The 22,315-nt window shown below is 69.3% G+C and carries 15 protein-coding genes and 1 pseudogene; 7 read left to right on the top strand and 9 right to left on the bottom strand.

What is annotated here, in order from left to right:
• Positions 1-439 precede the first annotated feature (439 nt).
• The gene (locus GT030_RS13965) at positions 440-754 is read left to right on the top strand and encodes a hypothetical protein (protein WP_161201376.1); all 315 of its coding nucleotides are present in this window, start codon (positions 440-442) and stop codon (positions 752-754) included.
• A gap of 292 nt (positions 755-1,046) precedes the next feature.
• Here the strand turns inward: GT030_RS13965 and GT030_RS13960 are convergent, their stop codons facing one another.
• The 5 genes from GT030_RS13960 to GT030_RS13940 form a co-directional block, all read right to left on the bottom strand.
• Complete coding sequence (locus GT030_RS13960; protein WP_161201377.1) at positions 1,047-1,664, bottom strand: malonic semialdehyde reductase; 618 nt, start codon at positions 1,662-1,664, stop codon at positions 1,047-1,049.
• A gap of 70 nt (positions 1,665-1,734) precedes the next feature.
• Positions 1,735-3,750, bottom strand: coding sequence for an acetoacetate--CoA ligase (locus tag GT030_RS13955; protein WP_161201375.1), 2,016 nt, complete (start codon positions 3,748-3,750; stop codon positions 1,735-1,737).
• Positions 3,747-5,369, bottom strand: coding sequence for a bifunctional 3-(3-hydroxy-phenyl)propionate/3-hydroxycinnamic acid hydroxylase (locus GT030_RS13950; RefSeq protein WP_161201374.1), 1,623 nt, complete (start codon positions 5,367-5,369; stop codon positions 3,747-3,749). Before GT030_RS13950 ends, GT030_RS13955 begins: the two co-directional genes overlap by 4 nt.
• Positions 5,366-6,340: a fumarylacetoacetate hydrolase family protein gene (locus GT030_RS13945; RefSeq protein WP_161201373.1), complete on the bottom strand. Its 975-nt coding sequence runs from the start codon at positions 6,338-6,340 to the stop codon at positions 5,366-5,368. The genes GT030_RS13950 and GT030_RS13945 overlap by 4 nt, the downstream gene beginning before the upstream one ends.
• On the bottom strand, positions 6,337-7,482 hold the full coding sequence (locus GT030_RS13940; RefSeq protein ID WP_161201372.1) for a VOC family protein: 1,146 nt from the start codon (positions 7,480-7,482) through the stop codon (positions 6,337-6,339). Before GT030_RS13940 ends, GT030_RS13945 begins: the two co-directional genes overlap by 4 nt.
• 137 nt (positions 7,483-7,619) lie before the next feature.
• On the opposite strand from GT030_RS13940, the gene GT030_RS13935 reads away from it, so the two are divergent.
• A complete protein-coding gene (locus GT030_RS13935; RefSeq protein ID WP_161201371.1) occupies positions 7,620-8,255 on the top strand; it encodes a TetR/AcrR family transcriptional regulator in 636 nt (211 codons plus the stop codon).
• Between the two features lie 154 nt (positions 8,256-8,409).
• Here the strand turns inward: GT030_RS13935 and GT030_RS35655 are convergent, their stop codons facing one another.
• The 3 genes from GT030_RS35655 to GT030_RS13925 all read right to left on the bottom strand — a co-directional run bounded on the left by GT030_RS35655 (position 8,410) and on the right by GT030_RS13925 (position 13,335).
• Entirely contained in the window at positions 8,410-8,613 is a 204-nt protein-coding gene (locus GT030_RS35655; protein ID WP_202460069.1) for a hypothetical protein, read from the bottom strand.
• A 366-nt stretch (positions 8,614-8,979) separates the two neighbouring features.
• Positions 8,980-10,026, bottom strand: a complete 1,047-nt coding sequence (locus GT030_RS13930; RefSeq protein WP_161201370.1) for a zinc-binding dehydrogenase — start codon at positions 10,024-10,026, stop codon at positions 8,980-8,982.
• Positions 10,027-10,116: 90 nt separating this feature from the next.
• Positions 10,117-13,335, bottom strand: coding sequence for a cytochrome P450 (locus tag GT030_RS13925; RefSeq protein ID WP_161201369.1), 3,219 nt, complete (start codon positions 13,333-13,335; stop codon positions 10,117-10,119).
• A gap of 214 nt (positions 13,336-13,549) precedes the next feature.
• Between GT030_RS13925 and GT030_RS13920 the strand changes: the two genes are divergently transcribed.
• The 5 genes and pseudogenes from GT030_RS13920 (at position 13,550) to GT030_RS13900 (ending at position 21,896) form a co-directional block, all read left to right on the top strand.
• The gene (locus GT030_RS13920) at positions 13,550-14,131 is read left to right on the top strand and encodes a TetR family transcriptional regulator (RefSeq protein WP_237522394.1); all 582 of its coding nucleotides are present in this window, start codon (positions 13,550-13,552) and stop codon (positions 14,129-14,131) included.
• Between the two features lie 85 nt (positions 14,132-14,216).
• Positions 14,217-14,417: pseudogene (locus tag GT030_RS13915) on the top strand (glycoside hydrolase family 15 protein); the annotation flags it as partial.
• 509 nt (positions 14,418-14,926) lie between these two features.
• On the top strand, positions 14,927-17,389 hold the full coding sequence (locus GT030_RS13910; protein WP_161201367.1) for a SpoIIE family protein phosphatase: 2,463 nt from the start codon (positions 14,927-14,929) through the stop codon (positions 17,387-17,389).
• A gap of 142 nt (positions 17,390-17,531) precedes the next feature.
• The gene (locus GT030_RS13905; RefSeq protein WP_161201366.1) at positions 17,532-19,937 is read left to right on the top strand and encodes a SpoIIE family protein phosphatase; all 2,406 of its coding nucleotides are present in this window, start codon (positions 17,532-17,534) and stop codon (positions 19,935-19,937) included.
• A 582-nt stretch (positions 19,938-20,519) separates the two neighbouring features.
• Positions 20,520-21,896, top strand: coding sequence for an MFS transporter (locus GT030_RS13900; protein WP_161201365.1), 1,377 nt, complete (start codon positions 20,520-20,522; stop codon positions 21,894-21,896).
• A gap of 33 nt (positions 21,897-21,929) precedes the next feature.
• On the opposite strand, the gene GT030_RS13895 is transcribed toward GT030_RS13900, so the two are convergent.
• Positions 21,930-22,315, bottom strand: a 386-nt coding sequence (locus GT030_RS13895) for a PucR family transcriptional regulator (RefSeq protein ID WP_161201364.1), incomplete at its 5' end; no start/stop codon positions are given.

The following is a 22,315-nucleotide window of genomic DNA, read 5'->3' as shown; positions in this document are numbered from 1 at the left end:
TCTATGAGTCAACTTGTCTCACTGTGACCTGGGTCACATTCACCGAACTGCCCAGCCCCGAACCGCAGTTCACGACTACGGACCCCCAGCGTTCGACTTTTCCGTACGCCGTATGGTACGAATTGCCCTGCTTCCAGACGATCTGTGGAAGATTGCGCAGCTCCGCCTTATCTGCGGCCTGCGTGAGGACTTTGGTCACCGACGCGGCCCCCGCAGGGGACGAATCACGCCGCTGGCCTCGACTACCGATGGCGCTTCCATCGCTCGCACAGCAATCGCTGCGAGCGAACTGCGCCCACTTGAAGGGAAAAACATGAGGAAGCTCACGAAGCGCTTTGCTCTCGCTGCCGCCTCCGCCGCGGTCGCGGGTGGAGCCGTTCTCGGTGCCGGTGGCACCGCCTCGGCCGCTCCTGTATCGGAGCATGTCCAGCGCTCCGCCGTGAGTAGCAAGACCGACAACCACCGCTGGAACCACGATGTCTCCTACCGGCACCACCACGAGTACAAGTACTGCCGGGACGACTACCGCGGGCGACAGCACAACGACGGGGACCGCTACACCCATTGGGACCGCTACGACCGCCACGGTCACGACTGCCGCTGGGACGACGACTACCGCGGCTGGAAGCACGACAGGGACTACCGCGGCCACTACGACCGGAACCGGCACGACCACGACCGGAACCAGGACGACCGCACGTCGTACGACCACGGCTCCTACCGGAACGACGGCGACTCGAACCGCAACCGGTGACACTGCCGCGCCCGTAGCTTGAACGCGCTAGAGGCGCCCGGTGGACGGGAGCGGGCTGGACAGCCCCCTCCCCCACCGGGCGCCCCTTGGCCTGTGCAGTGTGGAATTTTGGCCGGATCGAGGAGAAGTGGACCACCAGGCTGCGGCCCGTCGAGCAGCAGGCCGACTGATCGCTGCGCTGACCGCCTTCCTGGCTCGGAAGCGCGACCAGGACGCGACCAAGAGCCCGGTGCACGGACGCGGGCCCCGGTGACGTTCAGGGCCTGTCACCGCCGCGGCCGCGTCCGTACCGTCACGCCCAGGCGATAGCGTCTTCGACGGGGACGCGGGGCAGCCTCGGGAACCAGGGGTCGGCGCCGGGGTGACCGATGTTGACCACCAGATGCGAACGCCAGCCGGTACCCGCGAAGAACTCCTCGTCCACGCCGGCCCGGTCGAAGCCCGCCATGGGACCGGCCGCCAGGCCCGCCGCGCGCACCGCGAGCAGGAAGACCCCCGTCTGCAGGGCCGCGTTGTAGCCCGCAATGGTCTCTCGCTTCTCGGCCTGGCCGGCGAACGCCGCCCGCAGCATCTCGCCACGGGCCGGGAAGACGGTCGGCATGTGCTCGTGGAAGTCGACGTCGTAGGCGAGGATCGCCACGGCCGGCGCACTGAGGGTCTTGGCCCTGTTGCCCTCGTCGAGGTGCCGTACCAGTCGCTCCTTGCCCCCAGCGGTGCGTACGAAGAGCACCCGCAGAGGCTGACCGTTGGCCGCGCTCGGCGACCAGCGGGCGAGCTCCCAGATCGCGGCGAGTTCGTCGTCGGTGACGGCTGTTTCGCCGAAGGTGTTCGCCGTACGGGCTTCGGTGAAGAGGATCTTTCGCCCTGCGTCGTCGAGGACATCGAGGGGCTGCGGTTCGCGGTCGGTGATGCTCACGGTTTCTCTCTTGCTTCAGGTGTAAGGACGGTGTGGTGCCGGGGCGGGGTCTTCGCCACGACCGTCATGTGTGGTCTGTCGGCCGCTTACTGCGCTCCGCGCCCAACCGGGCGAAGTAGGCGATCAGTGCGGGGTTGTCGACGGCTCCGGGGTTGAGCACCTGCTCGGCGGCGGCGCCCTGGAGGAGCCGTTTGACGGGAACCTCGAGCTTCTTGCCGGTTCTCGTGTGGGGCAGGCCCGGTACGGCGAGGATCTCGTCGGGGACGTGGCGGGGTGAGGCGCCGGTGCGGATCGCGTGACGGATCCGGTCCCGCAGGGCATCGTCCAGGACGGTGCCGGGGGCGAGGACCACGAAGAGCGGCATCCAGTAGCCGCCGTCGGGTTCCTCCGCGCCGATGACGAGGGCCTCGCTGATCTCGGGCAGGCGTTCGACGATGTCGTGGATGTCGGCGCTGCCCAGCCGCACGCCGTTGCGGTTAAGCGTGGCGTCGGAGCGGCCGTGGACGATGACCGAGCCGTGGGAGGTGTGGGTGATCCAGTCGCCGTGCCGCCACACGCCCGGGTAGGCACCGAAGTAGGCGTCGCGGTAGCGGCTGCCGTCGGGGTCGTTCCAGAAGTACAGCGGCATCGACGGCATGGGCCGGGTGACGACGAGTTCGCCGACCTGGTCGCGTACCGGGGTGCCCTCGGTGTCATAGGCTGCCAGTGCCACGCCCAGGTTGGGGGCGGACAGCTCCCCCGCCCAGACGGGTGTCGTGGCCGCGCTTCCGGCGAAGCCGGAGACGACGTCCGTGCCGCCGCTGGTGGAGGCCAGTTGGATGTCCGAGCCCACGTGGTCGCGGACCCACGGGTAGGTGGATGCGGGCAGGGCGGAGCCGGTGCAACCGATGACCCGGATGGCGGACAGGTCGTGCGCGCCGGGTCGGATGCCCAGCTTGGCCATGGCCAGCAGGTATTGGGGGCTGGTGCCGAAGACGGTGACCTTGTGGCGGGCCGCCAGCTCCCACAGGATGTCCGGGCGTGCCTGCGGAGCGGGGCTGCCGTCGTAGGTGCAGGTGGTGGCGCCGGTCAGCAGGGTGGAAACGACCAGGTTCCACATCATCCAGTGAGTGGTGGTGTACCACAGCAGCCGGTCCCCGACGCCCAGGTCGCTGTGGAGACCGAGGGTCTTCAGATGTTCGAGCAGGACGCCACCGTGCCCATGGACGATGCCTTTGGGCAGACCGGTGGTGCCGGACGAGAACACGACCCACAGCGGGTGGTCGAACGGCACCGGGGTGATGGCGAGGTATTCGGTACGGGTGGCTGCCTCCTCCCACGGAACCACCAGTCCCGCGTGTCCTTCCGCGGGCCATGTGAGGCCCACGTGGTCCACGAGCACCGTGCCCCTCAGCGTCGGCAGGGCGGCGGCCAGCTCGTGCGAGGCGGTACGGCGATCGTGCGTGGTCCCGTTGAAGAGGTAGCCGTTCGCGGAGATGAGCACGGTGGGTCCGAGCTGGGCGAAGCGGTCGGCGGCGGCCTCGGGGGCGTAGTCCTGGCCGCACACCGACCACAGCGCGCCCAGGCTGGCCGTAGCGAGGAACGCGACGACGGCGTGGGGGGTGTTGGGCAGGTAGCCCACCACCCGGTCGCCCTTTCCGACGCCCAGGTCGCGCAGCGTGGCGGCGACCGAGGCGACCTGGGCGCGCAGCTGCCGGCCCGTGATCTCGTAGCCGGCTCCGGTCTCGTCGAGCGCGGTGATCGCGGGCGCGTCCGGGTGCAGGTTGCGCAGGGCGTGGTGGGCGTAGTTGAGGGTGGCGCCGGGGAACCAGCGGGCGCCGGGCATGGTCTCCTCGGCCAGTACCCGCTCGTACGGGGTCGTCGCGTCGATGTCGAAGTACTGCCACACCGCCTCCCAGAACCCTTCCAGGTCGGCGACGGACCAGCGGTACAGAGCCCCGTAATCGACGGGCTCGACACCTTCGGCGCCCTGGTGACGTGAGGCCCACCGGGCGAAGTCCGCGATGCGGCTGCGGACGGCCGTCTTCGGGTCGGGCGTGAAGAAGGGGGCGGAGCACGGCGTGGGGTGCGGGGTGGTCATGGTGTGGTGCTCCTCGGCGGGGGAACGGCCCGGGCCCCAGGCGTACGGCGGCCCGTGTGCACCAGGGGTGCCCAGGCGTCGGTGCCCGTGAAGTCGCCGGTGCCGGCGGGGACGGTGTCCATCACGACACGGTCGGGGCGCAGCAGCACGGCGTCGGTCCGGCCGGCTGCCAGCCAGGCGGCCAGAGTGCCGCCGTCGCCCAGGTCGTGGAGGTGGATCAGGGGTGCGCCCAGTGCCGTGGTCACGGCCGTCATACGCGCTGTGGGCGGCACGGCGGTCAGGACGGCGAAGGAGTCTCCGAGGATGTCGTCGAGACGGACCGGCCGGCCGTCGCGACGTACCCAGGGCTGCGGGCAGAAGGTTCCGGCCAGGGTGCGGCCGGACAGCCGGGGACGGCGCCGTACGAGTGGGCCGGCGCTCAGGGCGGGGCTGAGGTCACGGCTCACTGCCGCGGTCACGCCGGGGATGCGGCAGGCCGCGCCCACGACGGCCCGGCGGAACGCCGCACCGCGGTCCTGGCCGCCGGTCATGGCCCAGCCGACGGCGACCGCGACCCGGATCAGGTGGCGTGCGTGCGGCTTGCGTTCCTGCTCGTAGGTGTCCAGCAGGTCGTCGTGTGCGCCCTGTCGGAGGACTCGGGCGAGTTTCCAGGTGAGGTTGTAGGCATCGCGCAGGCCCGCGCACAGGCCCTGCCCGACGAAGGGTGGGGTGAGGTGGGCGGCGTCGCCCAGCAGGAAGACGCGCCCTTGGCGCCAGTGGTCGGCGAGGCGTGCACGGAAGGTGTACTGCGCCTGCCGGATCACCTCGAAGTCGTCACCCTCCGGCGTGTCGGACGGCAGATCCATCCACGGGGCGACCAGTTCCCGCAGGCGCTCCCGCCCCTGCGGGCCGTCCAGGCGCTCCTCGTCGTCCAGGCGGAACTCCCAGCGGTAGCGGTCCTCGCCGACCCGCATGTAGGTGGCGGGGCTGGTGGCGCAGCAGATCTGCTCGGCACCGTCCCAGCTGCGCACCCGCAGGGTGGTGCGCACGTCGATGACCCGCCAGCTCTCCTCGAAGTGCAGGTCCTCCCAGACGGCGCCGATGGCCTCCCGGGTGAGGCTGCCCGCGCCGTCGCAGCCCAGCACGGCGTCGGCCCAGAGGTGTTCCTCCTTGCCGCTGCCGTCGCGGCGGAACGTCACCCGCACCGGAGCCGTGCCGTCGGAGGGCCGTGTGACGGACACGGCGTCCACGCCACTCCACAGCTCGCACTCGGGGCGGCGGGCCAAGGCGCCGCGCAGCAGGCGTTCCAGTTCGGGCTGGTCGAACATGTTGGTTTGCGCGAAGCCGTGGTGGCCGTGCAGGGACCGCGGGAACTCGGTGATCAGGCGACGCCGGGGATCCAGCAGCCGCAGGCCCGGCGCCGGGCGCGAGACGGCGGCGAATTCCTCGTGAATTCCCACGCTCTGCAGGATCCGGAGGATCTCGTCGTCCGCGACGACGGCGCGCGGCAACGGGTATATGTCCCGGTGGCGTTCGAGGAGCAGACTTCGCACTCCGTATCGGGCGAGCAAGAGCGCGGCCGTGACACCGACCGGTCCCGCGCCGATGATCACCACCGGTCTCCGGACTTGTGCGCTCACGTCGCATCCGCCACAGCGGTTCGCTGCTCACCGAGGTCGAGCCGCCCGTCCGGGGTGGCGATCGTGGCGGTGACGAGGTCACCGGCACGCAGGTAACGCGGGTTCTTGGCCTGGCCCTTGAAGAACGCCTTCCACCTGACCGCGGGCGGCAGCAGCGCACTGATCTTCGCCACCGCCGCGGGCGGGGCCTTCAGGGCGGTACCGCCGGGGGTGCCGGTCAGCAGCAGGTCGCCCGGGTCGAGGGTCTGGAAACGGGCGAGCAGGGTGAGTGCCTGGGCGGGCCGTACGATCATGTCGGCGAGCGTGCGGTCCTGGCGCGGTGTGCCGTTGACGTTCAACCGCAGGCGCAGGTTCAGCAGGTGGGCGAAGTCCTCGGGCTCCAGCAGGGTGAGGTAGGGGCCCGTCGGCGTGAAGGTGGGGTAGGACTTGCTCTCGTAGAACTGGGTCTTGGTCAGCTGGACGTCGCGGGCGCTGACATCGTTGGTGAGAACGAGGCCGGCCACGTAGTGCGACAGGTCCTGCTCCTCGACGACGGTGCCCACCGGCAGGGGCGCGCCCATGACGAGACCGAGTTCCACCTCGTAGTCGAGGAACTTCACGTGCGCCGGTCGGACGATCGTGTCATGGGGGCCGCTGACCGAGCCGGACGCCTTGCGGAAGAAGGTGGGCGGGATGTCGCCGGTGAAACCGGAATCCTTGGCGTGGCTGCGGTAGTTGACCATTTGGGCGACCACTCGGCAGGGGGTGGTGACCGGAGGCAGCGCGACCAGGTCGACGACGGGCGTGCCGGTGTCGGTGGAGGTGGCGGCTTCGCGGACCGCGGCCCGGTCGGCGAGCAGTTCGGCGGTGGTGACGGCCTTGGTCCGGATGCGGACGGCGTGCTCGTCGCGGACGATCCACCAGCCTCCCCCACTCTCGGCTCCGCTCGAGCGGGAGGTGCCCCCAGCGGTGCGCAGGACGTTGGTGCTCATGAGCTCATCGCTTTCATCAGGCCCAGCAGGCGTGCGGGGTCGAGTTCGTTGTCGCCGCGCAGGGCCGCCATGACCTCGCGCAGCTTGGCGGGGGACGGGCCGGCGCCCAGGAAGTCGCGGGTGACCGGCGGGCCCCACTGGGCCAGGCCGCTCGCCGACATCGGCGCCCACCCGGGTTCGAGGTCGCTGGAGAACAGGTCGCCGTCGGCGAAGTGCTCGAGCATGAAGCGGTCGGGGTCGCGCCAGTAGTCGAAGAGCTGGCTGCCCTGGATGTGCCGGCCGATGCCCCAGCTGCGCCGGTAGCCGCGCTCGGCGAGGTACTCGCCGCCGGCGGCGATCGAGTCGAGGTCGGTGACCTGGTAGGCGGAGTGGACGTACCCGGTGCCGGGCCCCAGGTGCAGGGCCAATGTGTGGTGGTCGACCGCCAGGCTGCCCTGGTCGCAGCGGATGAACGCCATGGTCGGCCCCCGCTGGCGCTGCCCGTCGAGGAACAGGAAGTCGGACACGATCATCCCGAGGGTGTCCAGGTACCAGTCCAGGGTGCGGGTGAACGTGCGCGTCTCCAGCACCACATGGCCCAGGCGCTGGATACGGGACGGTTCCCGGGGCGGACGCTGGGTGACGTTGGTGCGGCGGTGTTCGCTGCCGGTGTTGAGCAGCAGCGGCGGCTGTTCGGGCAGCGCGGGCAGCGGTTCCGCGCAGTGCACGACCCGGACCGGAAGGCCGGAGGGATCGAGCATGCTGACGGACAGCCCGCCTCCGGGTACGTCGATGCTGCGGACGGTGCTTCCGGTGGCGACGGCCAGCCGGCCGAGGTCGCTACGCTCGGCGGCGCGGAACGCCGGCCCGGTGAAGCGGGACGCCTGCCCACGGCGGATGACCATGCAGGGCGGTCCGGCAAAGGTGCCGCGCAGCCACAGTGCCTCCTCGGTGCGGGCGGCGATCGCGAACCCGAAGTCGCGCGCGAAGACCTCGGCCCGGTCCAGGTCCGGCTTCTCGAACTCCAGCCAGGCCAGGTCCGTCGCCTTCATCACGGGGTTCCGGGAGCGGCCGGGATGTTCGCCGCGAAGGGCCCCCGCCTCGCTGTGGAGGTCATTGTGGGGGGTCGGCGGACCTGCTTTGTCAACGGCGGTGTGGGACATGGTGTCCTCCAAGAAACACTGCTGTAATGAGGAAATCATCAACTTTGCTGAGGTCAATCGTCAATAGGACGGCGCTAAATTATTGAGGATCTCATCAGTAATGGCACACTCCTCGCTACGGTGGTTACACTCGCCGTATGCCGACGTCAGCCCTGCCCAAGAACCGCTTTGAGCGTCGCCGCGCCGAAACCCGTCACGCTCTGGTCCGGGCGGCGCGACAGATCCTGGCGGAGACCGGGGACACCAGCGCCAGCATCCAGGCCATCGCCGAGCGCGCGGACGTGGGCTTCGGCTCCTTCTACAACCACTTCGAGTCCAAGACGGAGCTGTTCGACGCCGCGGTGACGGACGCGATGGAGGAGTTCGGACAGCTCATCGACGAGCACGTGGAAGGGGTCGACGATCCGGCCGAGCTGGTCGCCGCCGGATTCAGGCTCACCGCCAGGATGGCCGACTCCCACCCCGAACTCACGCGCATCCTGCGCGACCGCGGTCTGGCCTACATACACTCGGACCGCGGCCTGGCCCCGCGAGCGCTGCGCGACCTGGAGATCGGCATCGCCTCGGGTCGCTTCGACTGTGCCAGCGCGACCACCGCGCTGTCCGCCGTGGGCGGCGCCCTCATGTCCCTCGTGGCGCTCCGGCTGGCCCGCCCCGACCTCGACGGCGACGAAGCCGCCTCCGACATGGCCGAGATGGCCTTGCGTATGCTCGGCATCCCCGCGGACGACGCACACGAGGTCACCCGGCGTCCGCTGCCCGACCTGGACTGACGGTTCAACGGGGCCGTCGCACCAGGAACGCCGCGACTGTTCGGCCCGTTCCGGGCTCGGCATCCATGCTGAGAGGCCGACGAACGAGGGCGTCTGACATCACTTCGCCCGCTGCGCAGCGGCGGGGCGAAGCAGCGCTCCCTCTGGATGGTTCCTACTTCATGGCCGCCAGGGCCGCGTCGACACCCGCTGTCGGTGAGCCCGGGCCAGTCACCGTGTCGTAGCCGGGTCCGGCCGTGCACGCGGTGCCGCAGCGGCCGTCGGAGCCGGCGGTGACGTCCCGCAGGGAGCTGCCGTCGAGCGAGTGGATACCGGTGTGCGCGGTGTCGCCGTCGGGGCCGTTCGAGGCCGCGGGCACCGGCGGCCTGCGCACCACAGCCGCCCTGGGATCGAGGCCCGGCAGACCGAAACCCGTCCTGACCTCAACGAGGCCGACCGCACTCTGCCCCACCTGCTCCACACCGGACTGGAGGACGAGACAATGGCGCGCCAACTGGGCCTGAGCGAACGCACGTGGCGTCGGCGGATCACCGACCTCACCGCCCGCCTCGGGGCGACGAGCCGGTTCCAGGCGGGTGCGCAGGCCGTTCGCCGCGGGTGGTTCTGAACCCGGCGGGGTCGTCCTCAACGAGGGGTGAACGACCGTGGGCGCCGGTGCACCCTCAGGCACCGGCGCCCACTCACCCCTGCCCAGAGGTGGTCTTGAGGAACTTGTTCCGAGGTGTCAGGGGACCAGGACGAGACGGATCGGGTCGCCGGTCTTGTTCTCCAGACGGTTGACCGCGTCGGCGGCTTCCGCGAGCGGGATGTGGTCCGTGATGGAGGGGGCCAGGTCGAGGCGGCCGCTGGAGGCCAGCTGCACCAGTTCGACGACGCCCTCGGGGGTGGCACCGTAGTGACCGCGGACCTGCTTCTGCAGGTAGTTGAAGGTCAGGCCCTCGGTGATGGTCAGTGGCCTGGGGGTGATGCCGACCAGGATCAGCCGGCCGCCCGGGCCGAGCACGGAGGCGGCCTGCTCGCGGACGGCGGGTACGCCGGCGCAGTCGAAGGCGAAGTCCAGGCCCTTCCCGGCGGTGGCCGCACGGAGCTGTTCGGCGAAGTCGGGGGCGGCCGGGTCGAGCGCCACGTCGGCTCCGAAGGCGAGGGCGCGCTCGCGGGCGCCGGGCAGCGGGTCGACGGCGATGATCGGCGCGGCGCCGACCAGGCGGGCGACGCGTACGTTGTGCGCGCCGACTCCGCCCACGCCCCACACACCGACGGACTGGGCGGGCCGTACGCCCGCGGTGGAGACGACGGCGGCATAGGGGGTGGAGACCGCGTCGGGGATGATCGCGGCCTGGTCGAACGGAAGGTTGTCGGGGATGGGGACGACGGTTTCCTCCGGGGTCACCATGTACTGGGCCCAGCCGCCGTCGTAGTCGATGCCGGCGGTACGGACCTCGGTGCAAGGACGGCGGCGCACACAGCCCTCGCACAGGCCGCAGGCCTTGCCGGCCTCGAGAGTGACGCGGGTCCCGACCGTCAGGCCGCGCCTCAAGTCGGGGCCGAGGGTGTGGACGACGCCGGAGACCTCGTGGCCGACGGTGACCGTGTCGGAGGTCAGGAACAGCGGTGCGAGGGAGCCGTCGAGCAGGTGGACGTCGGAGAGGCAGACGCCTGCGGCCTTGACCTCGACAAGCACTTCGCCGGGGCCGGGCTCGGGGACGGGTACCTCCTCCATGACGAACTTCTTCGTGTCCACGTGGAAGCGTCCGGCGAGCATGGTGTCCATGGTGTTCCTCGGTCTTGGGCAGTGGGGTGGATGAGTACCGGGAGGCGTGCGGGGTGTCAGGAGGGGCCGCACGCCTCCCGGAGTGCGGGATCAGGCGAAGACGTCCTGCTGGTAGCGCTCGTCCGCCTCGAGCTGGGCCAGCCACTGCTGGGCGGTCTCGTCGTCGCTGCCGGTGTGCTCGCGGTGGATGGCCGCGAGGGCCTCGCGGACGGCGGGCGCCATGCGGCGGCCGTCACCGCAGACGTAGATGTACGCGCCGTCCTCGATCGCCTGCCACACCGTGTCCGCCGCGTTCGCGATGGCGTCCTGGACGAAGCGGGCCGGGTGGCCGGTCACCGCGGAGTAGGCGGTGTGCACCTGGGCGATGCCGGCCTGCTCCCAGGCCTGCATCTCCTGACGGTAGAAGTGGTCGTGCTCCGGGTGGCGGCAGCCGACGAAGACCTGGGACAGGCCCACCTGCGTGCCGTTCTCGTGCTGCCAGGCCCGCTCCTCCAGGAAGCCGCGCAGCGGCGCGATGCCGGTGCCGGGACCGATGAGGATCAGCGGCGTGGTGGGGTCGGCCGGCGGGGCGAACGTCGGGGAGGGCACGCGGACGTAGCCGTAGAAGACGTCACCGGGCTTCAGGCCCGCGATGTACGACGAGCACAGGCCCCGGTACTGGCCGTTGCCGGACAGGGCGGGTCCTTCGAGCAGGCCGACGGTCAGGCGCACGTGGCGCGGGCTGGCCGACGGTGCGGAGGAGATGGAGTAGAAGCGCGGACGGATCGGCCCCATCATCTCCAGGAACACCGCCAGCGGCAGCTCGACCGCCGGGAAGCGCTCCAGCAGGCCCAGCACCGAGATCCGCTTGCCGAGGATCTCGCTCTGGTACCGCTCCTCGGCCTCCTCGGTGTCGGCCGTGTACGCCTCCAGCTGGGGCCGGGTCCAGGGGCACGGGGTGTGTTCGGCCAGAGCCTTCACCTGGGCGCGGGTGGCCACGTCCTGCAGTTCCAGGAACTCGGTGAGCAGCAGGCCGGCGGTGACGGGGACGCCGACCGGCAGGTGCGTGCGGCCGCCGCTGGGCTGGTCGAGCCGGAGCACCTGGTCGTACTCGACGTCGAGCCGCGCCAGCGCCCGGTAGACCAGGGCGGGGTCGTTCTTGGCGAAGACGGCCAGGTGGTTGCCGGTGTCGTAGGTGACACCGTCGGGCAGCTCGACGGTGATCGACTTCGCGGAAGGACGCGGCGGCTCGATGCTGAAGTCCCACAGGCCGGTCGCGTCGGCCACGAGTTCCTCGTTGGCGACCACGGTCAGCGGGTACGCCTGATCGGAGATGATCGCCGGGCGCACTTCCGCCTGGGTCAGCAGCTGGACCTGGTAACGCGGGCCGCTCTCCTGGGAGGTGTCGGCGGCGTACTCCTCGGCCAGGGTGGTCCACAGGGTGTCCATCCAGCGGGTGGCCATGCCGTCGAAATCACCTGCCGCGTCGACGACGCCGCGCTCGATGACGGGAGTGGCGCCGGCGGCCAGCAGGCCTTCCTCGATGCGCTTGGGGAAGGCCTGGTAGGTGGCCACCCACTGGGTGTTGCCGGTGCCGAGCAGCGCGAACCGGACGTCCTTCAGCGAACCCTCGGGCAGCCCGGCGGCGAGCAGGTCGTCGAAACGCTGGGCGTTGTCGGGGGCTTTGCCGTTGTAGCTGGCGGCGACGACGACGAGCAGGCCCTCGGTGGGCAGGTTGTCGCCCAGCTCGTCCAGGCTCACCAGGGTGGTGCCGAAGCCGGAGCGCTCAGTGCGGTCGGCGATCGTACGGGCCAGGTCCTCGCTGCTGCCGAGGCTGGAACCGTAGGCGACCGTGAGACTGACACCGACTCCGCTGACCGCGGTCGGTGCCTGCGTGTCCTCGGTCCGCACGTCCACGGCCCCGAACGTGACCCGCTCGTGCTCCTGCCGGGGACGGACGATGAGTTCGAAGCCGCCGGGCTTGCGGGTCAGCGCCTCCTTGACGTCCATCTTGTAGTCGCCGGTGTCGGAGAACTTGAACTTCTGCAGCACCAGCGCCAGCGCCAGGCGCGCCTCGGTGAGTGCGAACTGCCGGCCGATGCAAGCACGGCGGCCGTTGCCGAACGGCTTGTACGCGTGTGGGTGGTGCTGCTCCCGGTTCTCGGGCAGCCACCGGTCGATGTCGAACTCGAGCGGACGGTCCCACGCCTTGGGGTGGGTGTGCAGCGGGCCCATCAGCAGGACCGTCTTCGTGCCCTTCTTCAACTGGTAGCCGTCGCCGATGACGGTGTCCTCGTGCGGCGCCTTCATGATCTGCGGGATCGGAGCCCACAGACGCAGGGTCTCCTCCAGAACGCGAGGGATGACATCCAGCTTCATGATCGTGTCGTAGTCCGGCACGGTGTCACCAGGCAGCATCCGGTCGACCTCGGCGTAGGCCTGCGCCAGCACGTGCGGGTTGCGCATCAGTGAGTACGTGGCGAACGACAGCAGCCCACTGGTGGTCTCGTGACCGGCGATCAGGAACGTCACCACCTGGTCACGGACGTTCTCGACGTCCAGCGGCCTGCCGGTCTCCGGGTCGACCGCGTCGAGCATCAGCCCCAGCAGATCGTCCTCGCCCGCGCTCTTCCCCTGGCGGCGCTCCTTGATCACGCTCTCGACCAGGTCCCGCATCAGCTGGATGTTCTCGCGGTACTTCTTGTCGTCCGCCTTGCGCATCTTCGTCATCATCGGCAGCTCCTGTGTGCGCCGCATCGACTCGATCAATGCTTCCAGCAGCGCATTGAGGAACGGGTGCAGACGATCCTTGGCGAAGGAGTCGAACCGGTAGCCGAACCCCGACAGGGCGATGGTGTCCAGGGTGAGTCGGGTGTAGTCGTCCGTGATGTTGACCGGCTGCCCCTGCCGGTGCTCCCACTTGCCCACCAGGTTCTGGGCGATCTCCAGCATCTGCCCGAAGTAGCCCTTCATGGCTCGCTGGCTGAAGGCCGGCATGAGGATCCGGTGCGCCATGCCCCAGACCTCTTCGTCGTCGGCGGCCGTGAACAGGCCCGCCCCGGTGTAGTCGCGGACGTGGCTCAGCGGCGCGACGATCGGTTTGCCGAACCGAGTCTCGTCGCACACCTCGGTGATCAGGTCCGGGTCGTAGACGAACACGTTGTCCTGGCCGGCGATGTCCAGGCTGAAGATGCCCTCGGGGAACTGGCGCGACAGCCCCGCGATGTACGCGGCCGGGTTGGTGTCGGGAATCTGTGGCGTGTTGCCGAGGATCGGAACTCCGCGCGGGGACCGGATGGGACGCAGGTCGTTCACAGACGGGGTGGTCATGACTTGTTCCTTCGAGGGGGGGGCGGGCAGGCGTGAGGGGGCCGGGAAAGGGCGTCAACGATGTGAGGAGGCCGGCTGTGCAGCGTCCTCCGGATTTCCATACGTCGTACGGAACTGCCTCAGTGGTACCATACGCCGTATGGAACCTCAACGGAGAGCCCCCCGGGGGACGAGGAAGAGGGACGTACCGCTCACCGAGGACGGCATCTACGCCATGGCGCTGCAGCTCATCGACGCCGACGGGGTTGAGGCGCTCACCATGCGCAAACTCGCGGCCGCACTCGATGCCAACCCGATGTCGCTGTACCACCATGTACCGAACAAGGACGCCGTGCTGCGCGGCGTGGCCCAACGAGTCGGGTCACAGTTCCGCGCCGGGGAGCGGGAAGACATCCCCTGGCAGGACCGGCTGCGCGAACTGGCCGTGGACTTCCGGGAACTGTCGCACCGGCATCCAAAACTGATGGCCTATTCGTTCGCGCGACCCGACTACATCCAGCCGGAGGATCCCTTCTGGCAGGGACTCATCGACCTGCTGACCGCTGCGAAACTGCCAGAACCGGAGATTCCACGCGTTGCCGCCACACTGTGCGCCGTTTTCACGGGGCTGCTGTACGGCGAAGCGACCGGAGCACTGCAACGGTGGAGCACCCTCTCTTCGGCGTCGGCAGACCCGGAGAGGGAAGGCCCTCCCGAACCGACGAAGGACATGGTCGACAGCATGTTCAACTGTGCGCTGGATGCGGCGATCGTCGGCGTGGAAAGCCACGTCGCACGGTTCCGCGAGGGGACGTGACGGAGAGGCGGCGGCTTCGAGGCGCTCGCGCCGGTTACGGCGCCACCTCTGCCGGGCCCACCCGATGCCGCTGAGACAAGGTGGGTACGTCGAGGCGCTCAGCCGCGCCGGCCGCCTTGACGAAGCGCGACTCGCCTTCGAGAAGATGCTCGCGTACGCCAACCATGCTGGCCCGTACGCCGAGGAGATCAGTCATACGAGCGGGCAACTGGGCAGTTTTCCCCAGGCGTTCACCCACCTCGCTCTGACCAGCGCTGCATTCGACCTGGACCGCGCTCTGGACTGACGGCCGACCGGGGGCGGCCCTCGGGCGGCGGGGATTCGGCCGAGCCCGCCGCGGCGGAGGATCCGCATGATCTCCGGACGCGACTCGGCTACACATGCGCTGGGCCGGGCGCCAACGGCTATACGCTCCGGTGGGGATCATCGAGCCTGCACGGACGCCCTTCGAGGGCATCGGCGTACTCCTCCAGCGCATCGGCCACTGCCGCGTCGGACAGATCCCGTCCGGGTGCGAAGTGGCTGCAAAAGGAGCCCAGGCCCACCTCCGCGATCGAGCGGATGCCGACATCGGCACATCCAAGCGATGACAGCAGCAGTTCTGATGACTTCATCATAGCACCACGAAGCGCCCCCACGAAGCGCCGCCATCCGTCCCGGGATCCAGGCCCCCACGAGTGCCTGACGATTTAATCATATATGACCGATTTACTAGACTTTTTCGCGAGACTGATGCTTTCATCAGAAGTGGGCGCAGCAACGAGGCCCTTGATGATCAGATGAGATGGAACCGCGATGCCGAAGACCCTCCACATGCCACTCCTCGATTTCGCAAGCCCGCGTGAGACGCCTGACGCGGCCATGGCGATGCTTGATGCCCAGGGAACAGTGGTGGGGTGGACACAAGCCGCTCAACACCTTGTCGGGTACTCGGCTGCCGAGGTGGTGGGCCGCTCCGGCGCACACGTGATGCTGTCGCCCGAGCATGCCCTCGGGATCGCGTCGTTTGCCGGGGAAACTCGTGCGCACGGGGGCTGGTGCGGCTCCGTTCCGGTACGCCACCGTGACGGCCGCACACTCGACATGACTCTGCGGATCTCGCCCCTGTGGGGGCAGGGCGGCCGTACGCGGTGGCTGGTATCGGTAACCGAGTCCGGCGCGCTGCCGACCGGGCCGATGAGCGAAGCGGTGCGCGAGTCGCTCCTTGCGCGGACGCCGATCGGCATCGCCGTCCATGACCTGCAGCTACGTTGCACCTGGGTGAACGACGACATGGAGCACCACGACGGCATTCCTCGTGATCGACGGTTCGGGCACCGCTTGACGGAGTTCCTCCCCGCCTTCGAGGCCGAAGCGCTCGAAGTGGTGATGCGCCAGGTACTGGAGTGCGACACCACGATGATTCACGAATACCGTGCTTGGCCACCGACGGTCAGGCGCCGCGAACGAGCGTTCTCGTCCTCCTTCTTCTGCCTCCAGGACGCGGACGGCACGCCACTGGGCGTGTGCTCCATGACCGTGGACGTGACCGGCAACAGGCAGGCCCGCGAACGCCTTGCCATCCTCAGCGAAGCCAGCACCCGCATCGGCAGCACCCTCGACGTCATGCAGACCGGGCAGGAACTGGCCGAGTTCGCTGTCCCCCTGCTGGCAGACCACGCTCTTGTCGATCTGGTGGAGTCGGTCTCGCACGGCGTCGAGCCTTCACCCCGGGCCGGCACGACGCCCGGCCGCCCACCGCTGCTGCGCCGCGCCGGTCTGGCCTCGATCGCCCGAGACGTCCTGAGATTGCCTTGGGCGCGCGAAGAGGTAATCCGTCCCTTCCCAACCTCGTTGTTCGCTACCGCCCTGCGTACGGGCACGTCTTATCTGGAATCGGTGCTGGACACCGATTCCGGTCCTTGGGTCCAGCACGACCCGGTGCGGACGCAGAAGATGCGCGAGAGCGGCGTCCACTCCCTGATGGTGGTGCCCATCCGCGCCCGCCGGTCCGTACTGGGGCTGGCACTGTTCGGTCGCTCCAAGGTGGAGAAGCCCTTCCAGGAGGAAGACCTCCTCCTTGCTGAGGAACTTGTCAACCGGGCCGCGCTCTGCCTGGACAACGCCCTCCAGTACGCACGCGAACGCACCGCCGCCCTCACGTTGCAGCGCGACCTCCTCCCCCACCACGTCCAAGGCGGTGCCGCCGTCGAGGTCGCCTCCCGCTACGTGCCGGCCGACATGGCCCACGGAGTGGGGGGTGACTGGTTCGATGTGATCGAGCTGTCCGGTGCACGGGTCGCCCTCGTCGTCGGCGATGTGGTCGGACACGGCATCAACGCCGCGGCCACCATGGGCCGGCTGCGCACCGCCGTGCGCACACTCGCAGACCTGGACCTGCCTCCCGACGAACTGCTGGCGCGCCTCGACGACACGGTCCGGCGGCTGAACGACGAAGACGGTGACATCTCCGACCCGGTCCCGGCAGAGGTGGGTGCCACCTGTCTGTATGCGGTCTACGACCCAGCCACCCGCCAGTGCATCATGGCGCGGGCAGGCCACCCGCCGCCGCTGATCATCGACCCGACGGGCCGGGTCACCATGCCCGACCTGCCCGCCGGAGCCCCACTCGGCCTGGGTCTCGGCCTGGTGCCGTTCGAGTCCGTGGAGCTGGAGCTGCTCGAGGGCAGCCTGCTCGCCTTCTACTCGGATGGTCTGATCGAATCCCGCGACCACGACCTCGACGTCGGTATGAACCGCCTCGGCGCCACTTTGGCCCAACCAGGTTCGCCCCTGGAGGAGTTGTGCTCCCAGGTGATCAATACGCTGCCGCCCCAGTCGCCACCCGACGACGTGACCCTGCTCCTTGCCCGCACCCGCGCACTCGAACCGGCGCAGGTCGCCTCTTGGGAACTGCCGAACGAGCCGGCCGCCGTTCCCACCGCACGGCACCTGGTCTCCCGTCAACTGAAGGAGTGGGGACTGGAGCATCTGGTCACCAAGATGGAGCTGATCGTCAGTGAGTTGGTCACCAACGCAGTCCGTCACGGCGATGGTCCGAGCCGCATACGGCTCATACGTCACCACCTCCTGACCTGTGAAGTCTCCGACAGCCACACCGGCCACCCCCGCCCGCGCCATCCCCGCAACCTGGACGAGAGCGGCCGCGGCCTGTACCTCGTTGCTCAGCTGTCCCGCAGGTGGGGATCCCGTTCCGCGGCGGACGGCAAGGTCGTCTGGGCCGAACAGGACCTGCCCGCCAGTGCTGTCGCAGCGTGATGCGCTGCACCGAGGAACAAGGCGCGAGTTCCTGAGTCGCTGCCGGCACGGAAAGACGATTCCGCGCATCGCCAACGCTCCTGAAGAAAGACGAAAAATGGGTATCGCTGAGAATCCCTGCACGGCAAGGACCGCCGACAATATGAAGTACACCTCCGACTCCGACCGCCCCGGCAGGGCTTATACGTTCGACCGCCTCGCTGCCGCCGTACTTGACGCCCGGGGCACTGTGATGCGCTGGTCCGCGACAGCGCAGGACCTCACGGGGTTCGGCTCCGAGGAGGTGTGCGGTCGTCCCGTGCTTGAACTGGTGGCCGAAGTCCCTGAGGAACTACAGAGGGTGACACGGATGCCGGACTCAGGCCGGGTGCGGCTTTGGCGCAAGGACGGGGACACCGTCGAGGTCACCTTCCAGACCGCGAAGCTGGAGGACCCTGCCGACTTCCTCGTCGTAGCCGCGCCCGCTCACGATGTCGCGGATCACCTTTATGAAACAGCGCTCCTGCGCGCACTTTCCACACAGGACCGGATCACCATCGCTCTTCACGACACGGACCTGACCATCATGCAGACCAGCGGGACGCCGGGCACGGTCTACGGCTGTGCGATACGGCCTGGCACGCGGCTGTGCGATGTGATCTCCACGGAGGACGCCGAGAGCATCCAGACCGTTCTGCGCCAGGTGCTGGAGACGGGCGTCCCGGCGGCCCGTATCAACCAGCAAGTGAGCTGGCGGCTCGATCCGGGGAGGCGACGGGCACTGTCACTGTCTGCCTTCCGTTTGGAGAACGCCCAGGGACGCCCAACGGGGGTGGCGGCCCTGTACCTTGACGAAACCGACCATGTTCGTGCCCGCCGACATCTCGATCTCACACGTGAGGTGGCCGAACGTGTCGGATGCTCTTTGGACACCGCGCGTACCGCCCAGGATCTCGCGGACGTTCTCGTGCCCGCTTTGGGGGACCTCGCCACCGTCGACCTTGCGCAGTCCGTGTTCGACGGCGAGGAACCCCCGAAGCGCCTGGGCGGCGGGGATCTTCGTCTGCACCATGCGGCCCTGGCGCCGGCCTCCGCGGTATGGGCCGCCCGCACCCAGCACGGCAATCTCATCCCGCCGTTCCCGGACAATCCGTTCCTGCGCAGCTTCCAGCACGGCAGAACCTTCGTCATCAGCGCGGAGGAATACAGGGATGTGCTCGGTGATCCGCAGCTGACCGACTTCCATGTCCCCCCGGGCTTCCATTCCGTGATGGTGGCACCGTTGCACGCACGCGGCCTCACGCTCGGCGCCATTGCAGTGTGGCGCTGCGGCCGGTCCGCCTCGTTCGACGAGGACGAAGTGGAGCTCATGACACAGATCGCTTCGAGGGGCGCTCTCGCCATCGACAACGCCCGCCGTTACACGCGCGAGCACCGGGCGGCAGCGGCACTGCAGCAGCGACTTCTTCCTCCAGCCACGACCGAAACCCCTGCAGCCCAGACCGCCGGCGTCTACCGGCCCGCAGCCGGCGGGGCGGAAATCAGCGGCGACTGGTACGACGCCATCGCTCTGCCCTCCCTGCGACTGGCCCTTGTCGCCGGGGATGTGGTCGGCCACGGCATAACAGCCAGCGCCACCATGGGCCGCCTGCGCGCCGCCATTCAGACACTTGCGGACCTGGAACTCGAACCGGATGAGCTGCTCGCCCGAATCGCAGATCTGGTCCAGCGGCTTGCTTCCGAGGCCCCGCCCGGCGACAACGACATCGTTGGCGCCACGTGCCTGTACGCGGTCTACGACCCCATCACCCGCCGCTGCGCCATGGCCAGTGCCGGGCACCCGCCACCCGTGCTGGTCCGGCCTGACGGAACCACCGAGCTCGTCGGAATCTCGCCGGGGCCACCACTCGCACTCAGCGGCATACCATACGAAACCACCATCATCGAGCTGGAACCGGCCAGCGTCTTGGCGCTGTACACCGATGGCCTGGTCGAACAGGGTGAGAAAGGCAGCGACGACGGACTCCGGCGCCTGACGGACATGCTGGCCGCTATGTGCCGCCCTGACCGCGCTCTCGACGAAGCTGCCCGGGCGCTGCTCGCCGACCTAGTCGACACGGAGCCGCGTGACGACGCGACCCTGCTGTTGGCACGCACACGCGCTGTGCCGGCGGAGAACACCGCTCAGTGGGAAATCCCTGACGATCCTGCCGCCGTGTCCCTTGCCCGCGAATGGACAGCCCGCCAACTGGCCAGGTGGGACCTGGAAGACCTCCTTTTCGATACCGCCCTCATTGTCAGCGAACTGGTCACCAATGCGATTCGCTACGGCCGTGCGCCGGCGGAGCTGCGGCTGATCTGCCACGACGTTCTCGTCTGCGAGGTCACCGACTCCAGCAGCACCCAGCCTCGCCTGCGCCGCGCCCGCACCACAGACGAGGGAGGCCGGGGCCTGTTCCTCGTCGCCCAACTCGCCGGACGATGGGGCTGCCGCCATGGCCAGAACCGAAAGACGGTTTGGTCCGAGCAGCCCATCGAGCACGCGCACTGTGACGTTGTACGCCGCTAGCCCAGGTGGAACGTACGCGTCGGCGGCCAAGGATGTGAGCGTCAAGACGCGGCGCACAGGTTCGGGACACCGCGCAGGCCGCCCGCCCCGGGGCCGTCGAGTCCACCGCGATGGAGAAGGGGAACCGTCACCTAGTGGGACGCCCAGTCAGGCTGCCTCCAGGTCCAGGACTACTGTCAGCACTCCAGCACCCCCGGCAGCGTCGCCTTCCGAAAGCAAGGAGACAAGATGGCATCCAAGCTCCTCCTGACAGGAGTGCTCGATGAGATCCCCACCTGTCACCCGAAGACACCCATCGGAGTCTCCGCGCCACGTGGCGAAGACACGGGGCAACTCGTTGGTGAGCTGCTTCAGCACGGAAGTCAGCACCGCACCGCCACATCGTCCCCACCTACGCTTCCCGGACAACGCCGGCCTCGACCACTCCCAAGCCCGCAAACCGCCTTTCCCCAGCCTGACATGGTGGCCGCACGCATAGCCGCCCTCCGAACTATGGGGCCCCACCACATGTGCCCCTGACCTGCCCCTTCCTACGGTGTGCCGACACCCCCCGTCCCCACCGCACACAAGGAAGTGGCGCACATGGCAGCCGACCACACTGCTCCCCCGCCCCCGGCGAAGCTCCCCCGCATCGTCGCCGCCAGCCTGATCGGGACCACCATCGAGTGGTACGACTTCTTTCTGTACGGGTCGGCGGCGGCCCTGGTGTTCAACAAGCTGTTCTTTCCGGATTCCGACCCGCTGGTGGGGACGCTGCTGGCGTTCGTGACGTACGCGGCCGGGTTCGCCGCGCGGCCGCTCGGGGCATTGGTTTTCGGGCACTTCGGGGACCGGATGGGGCGCAAGAAGCTGCTGGTGCTGAGCCTGCTGCTGATGGGCGGTGCGACCTTTGCCATCGGCCTGTTGCCGACCCACGCCACCATCGGCACCGCCGCGCCGGTGCTGCTGACCGTGCTGCGGCTGGTGCAGGGCTTCGCGCTGGGCGGTGAGTGGGGCGGCGCCGTCCTGCTGGTGTCCAAGCACGGGGACGCGCGCAGGCGCGGCTTCTGGGCCTCGTGGCCGCAGACCGGCGCGCCGGCCGGGCAGTTGCTCGCCACGGGTGTGCTGTCCGTGCTCACCGCCACCCTCTCGGACGACGCGTTCACCGCCTGGGGCTGGCGCATCCCCTTCCTGCTCTCCGGCGTACTGGTGGGCGTGGGGCTGTGGATACGCCTCTCCGTCGACGAGTCGCCCATCTTCCAGCAGGCGCTGGCCCGGGCCGAGGCACGGCAGGGCGAGGCGGCGGAGAAGCTGCCGCTGGTGTCCGTGCTGCGCCACCACTGGCGCGAGGTGCTCATCGCCATGGGCGCCCGCATGGCGGAGAACATCAGCTACTACGTCATCACCGCCTTCATCCTCGTCTACGCCACCACCGCCGCCGACGTCTCCAGGCAGACCGCGCTCAACGCCGTACTCATCGGCTCCGCCGTCCACTTCGCCGTGATCCCGGCCTGGGGCGCCCTGTCGGACCGGGTGGGACGACGGCCGGTGTACCTGTTCGGGGCGGCCGGCATGGGTCTGTGGATCTTCCCCTTCTTCGCACTGGTGGACGCCGGCACCTTCGGCCGGCTGGTGCTGGCCGTCGCCGTCGGCCTGATCCTCAACGGCGCCATGTACGCGCCCCAGGCCGCCTTCTTCGCGGAGATGTTCGCCACTCGTGTCCGCTACTCCGGCGCCTCCATCGGCGCCCAGTTCTCCTCCGTGGCGGCCGGTGCGCCCGCCCCGCTGATCGCCACCGCGCTGTTCGCGGAGTACGACAGCGCGACGCCGATCGCCCTGTATGTCATCGGCGCCGTCCTGCTCACCCTGGTCGCGGTGGGCGTGGCCCGCGAGACCCGCAACCGGGACCTCGCCGACGTCACGGCCGACGTCACCCCGTCGGCCCCGGTGGACACGGTGGCGAAGACCCCGGCCCCCTGACCGACGCCGGCCGGCATCCCCCGCGGGTGCCGGTCAGCGCCGTCCCGTCCCCGCCAACCCGTGGAGCCGCAGCGCGAGTTGGATCTCCAGTAGGCGGGACGGCGTCTGCCAGTCCTCGCCCAGCAGCCGGCCCACCCGTTCCAGCCGCTGGGCGACGGTGTTCACATGGACATGGAGCACGTCCTTGGTGCGGGCCGGGCTCATCGCGGCGGCGAAGTAGGCGTCCAGGGTGCGCAGCAAGTCGGTGCCGCGCCGTGCGTCGTACGCCACGAGGGGGCCGATGGTCCGCTCCACGAAGCCGCCGATGTCCCGGTCTCCTGCGAGCAGCAGTCCGAGGAAGCCGAAGTCCTCGGCGGCCGCGCCGTCCCCGCCCCGGCCTAGCAGGTGGAGCGCGTCCAGGCAGCGGCGGCCCTCGGCGT

Origin of the sequence: Streptomyces sp. SID1328 (assembly GCF_009865595.1) — a bacterium.
Lineage (GTDB): Bacteria > Actinomycetota > Actinomycetes > Streptomycetales > Streptomycetaceae > Streptomyces > Streptomyces griseoluteus.
The sequence above is the reverse complement of the archived record's forward strand: the minus strand, read 5'-3'. Positions and strand labels throughout refer to the sequence as shown.

Bases quoted from the DNA above. Each gene is read 5' to 3' on its own strand.
- GT030_RS13955 (WP_161201375.1), bottom strand. From the start codon at position 3,750: ATGACCACCCCGCACCCCACGCCGTGCTCCGCCCCCTTCTTCACGCCC.
- GT030_RS13945 (WP_161201373.1), bottom strand. From the start codon at position 6,340: ATGAGCACCAACGTCCTGCGCACCGCTGGGGGCACCTCCCGCTCGAGC.
- GT030_RS13940 (WP_161201372.1), bottom strand. From the start codon at position 7,482: ATGTCCCACACCGCCGTTGACAAAGCAGGTCCGCCGACCCCCCACAAT.
- GT030_RS13935 (WP_161201371.1), top strand. From the start codon at position 7,620: ATGCCGACGTCAGCCCTGCCCAAGAACCGCTTTGAGCGTCGCCGCGCC.
- GT030_RS13930 (WP_161201370.1), bottom strand. From the start codon at position 10,026: ATGGACACCATGCTCGCCGGACGCTTCCACGTGGACACGAAGAAGTTC.
- GT030_RS13925 (WP_161201369.1), bottom strand. From the start codon at position 13,335: ATGACCACCCCGTCTGTGAACGACCTGCGTCCCATCCGGTCCCCGCGC.
- GT030_RS13920 (WP_237522394.1), top strand. From the start codon at position 13,550: ATGGCGCTGCAGCTCATCGACGCCGACGGGGTTGAGGCGCTCACCATG.
- GT030_RS13910 (WP_161201367.1), top strand. From the start codon at position 14,927: ATGCCGAAGACCCTCCACATGCCACTCCTCGATTTCGCAAGCCCGCGT.
- GT030_RS13905 (WP_161201366.1), top strand. From the start codon at position 17,532: ATGAAGTACACCTCCGACTCCGACCGCCCCGGCAGGGCTTATACGTTC.
- GT030_RS13900 (WP_161201365.1), top strand. From the start codon at position 20,520: ATGGCAGCCGACCACACTGCTCCCCCGCCCCCGGCGAAGCTCCCCCGC.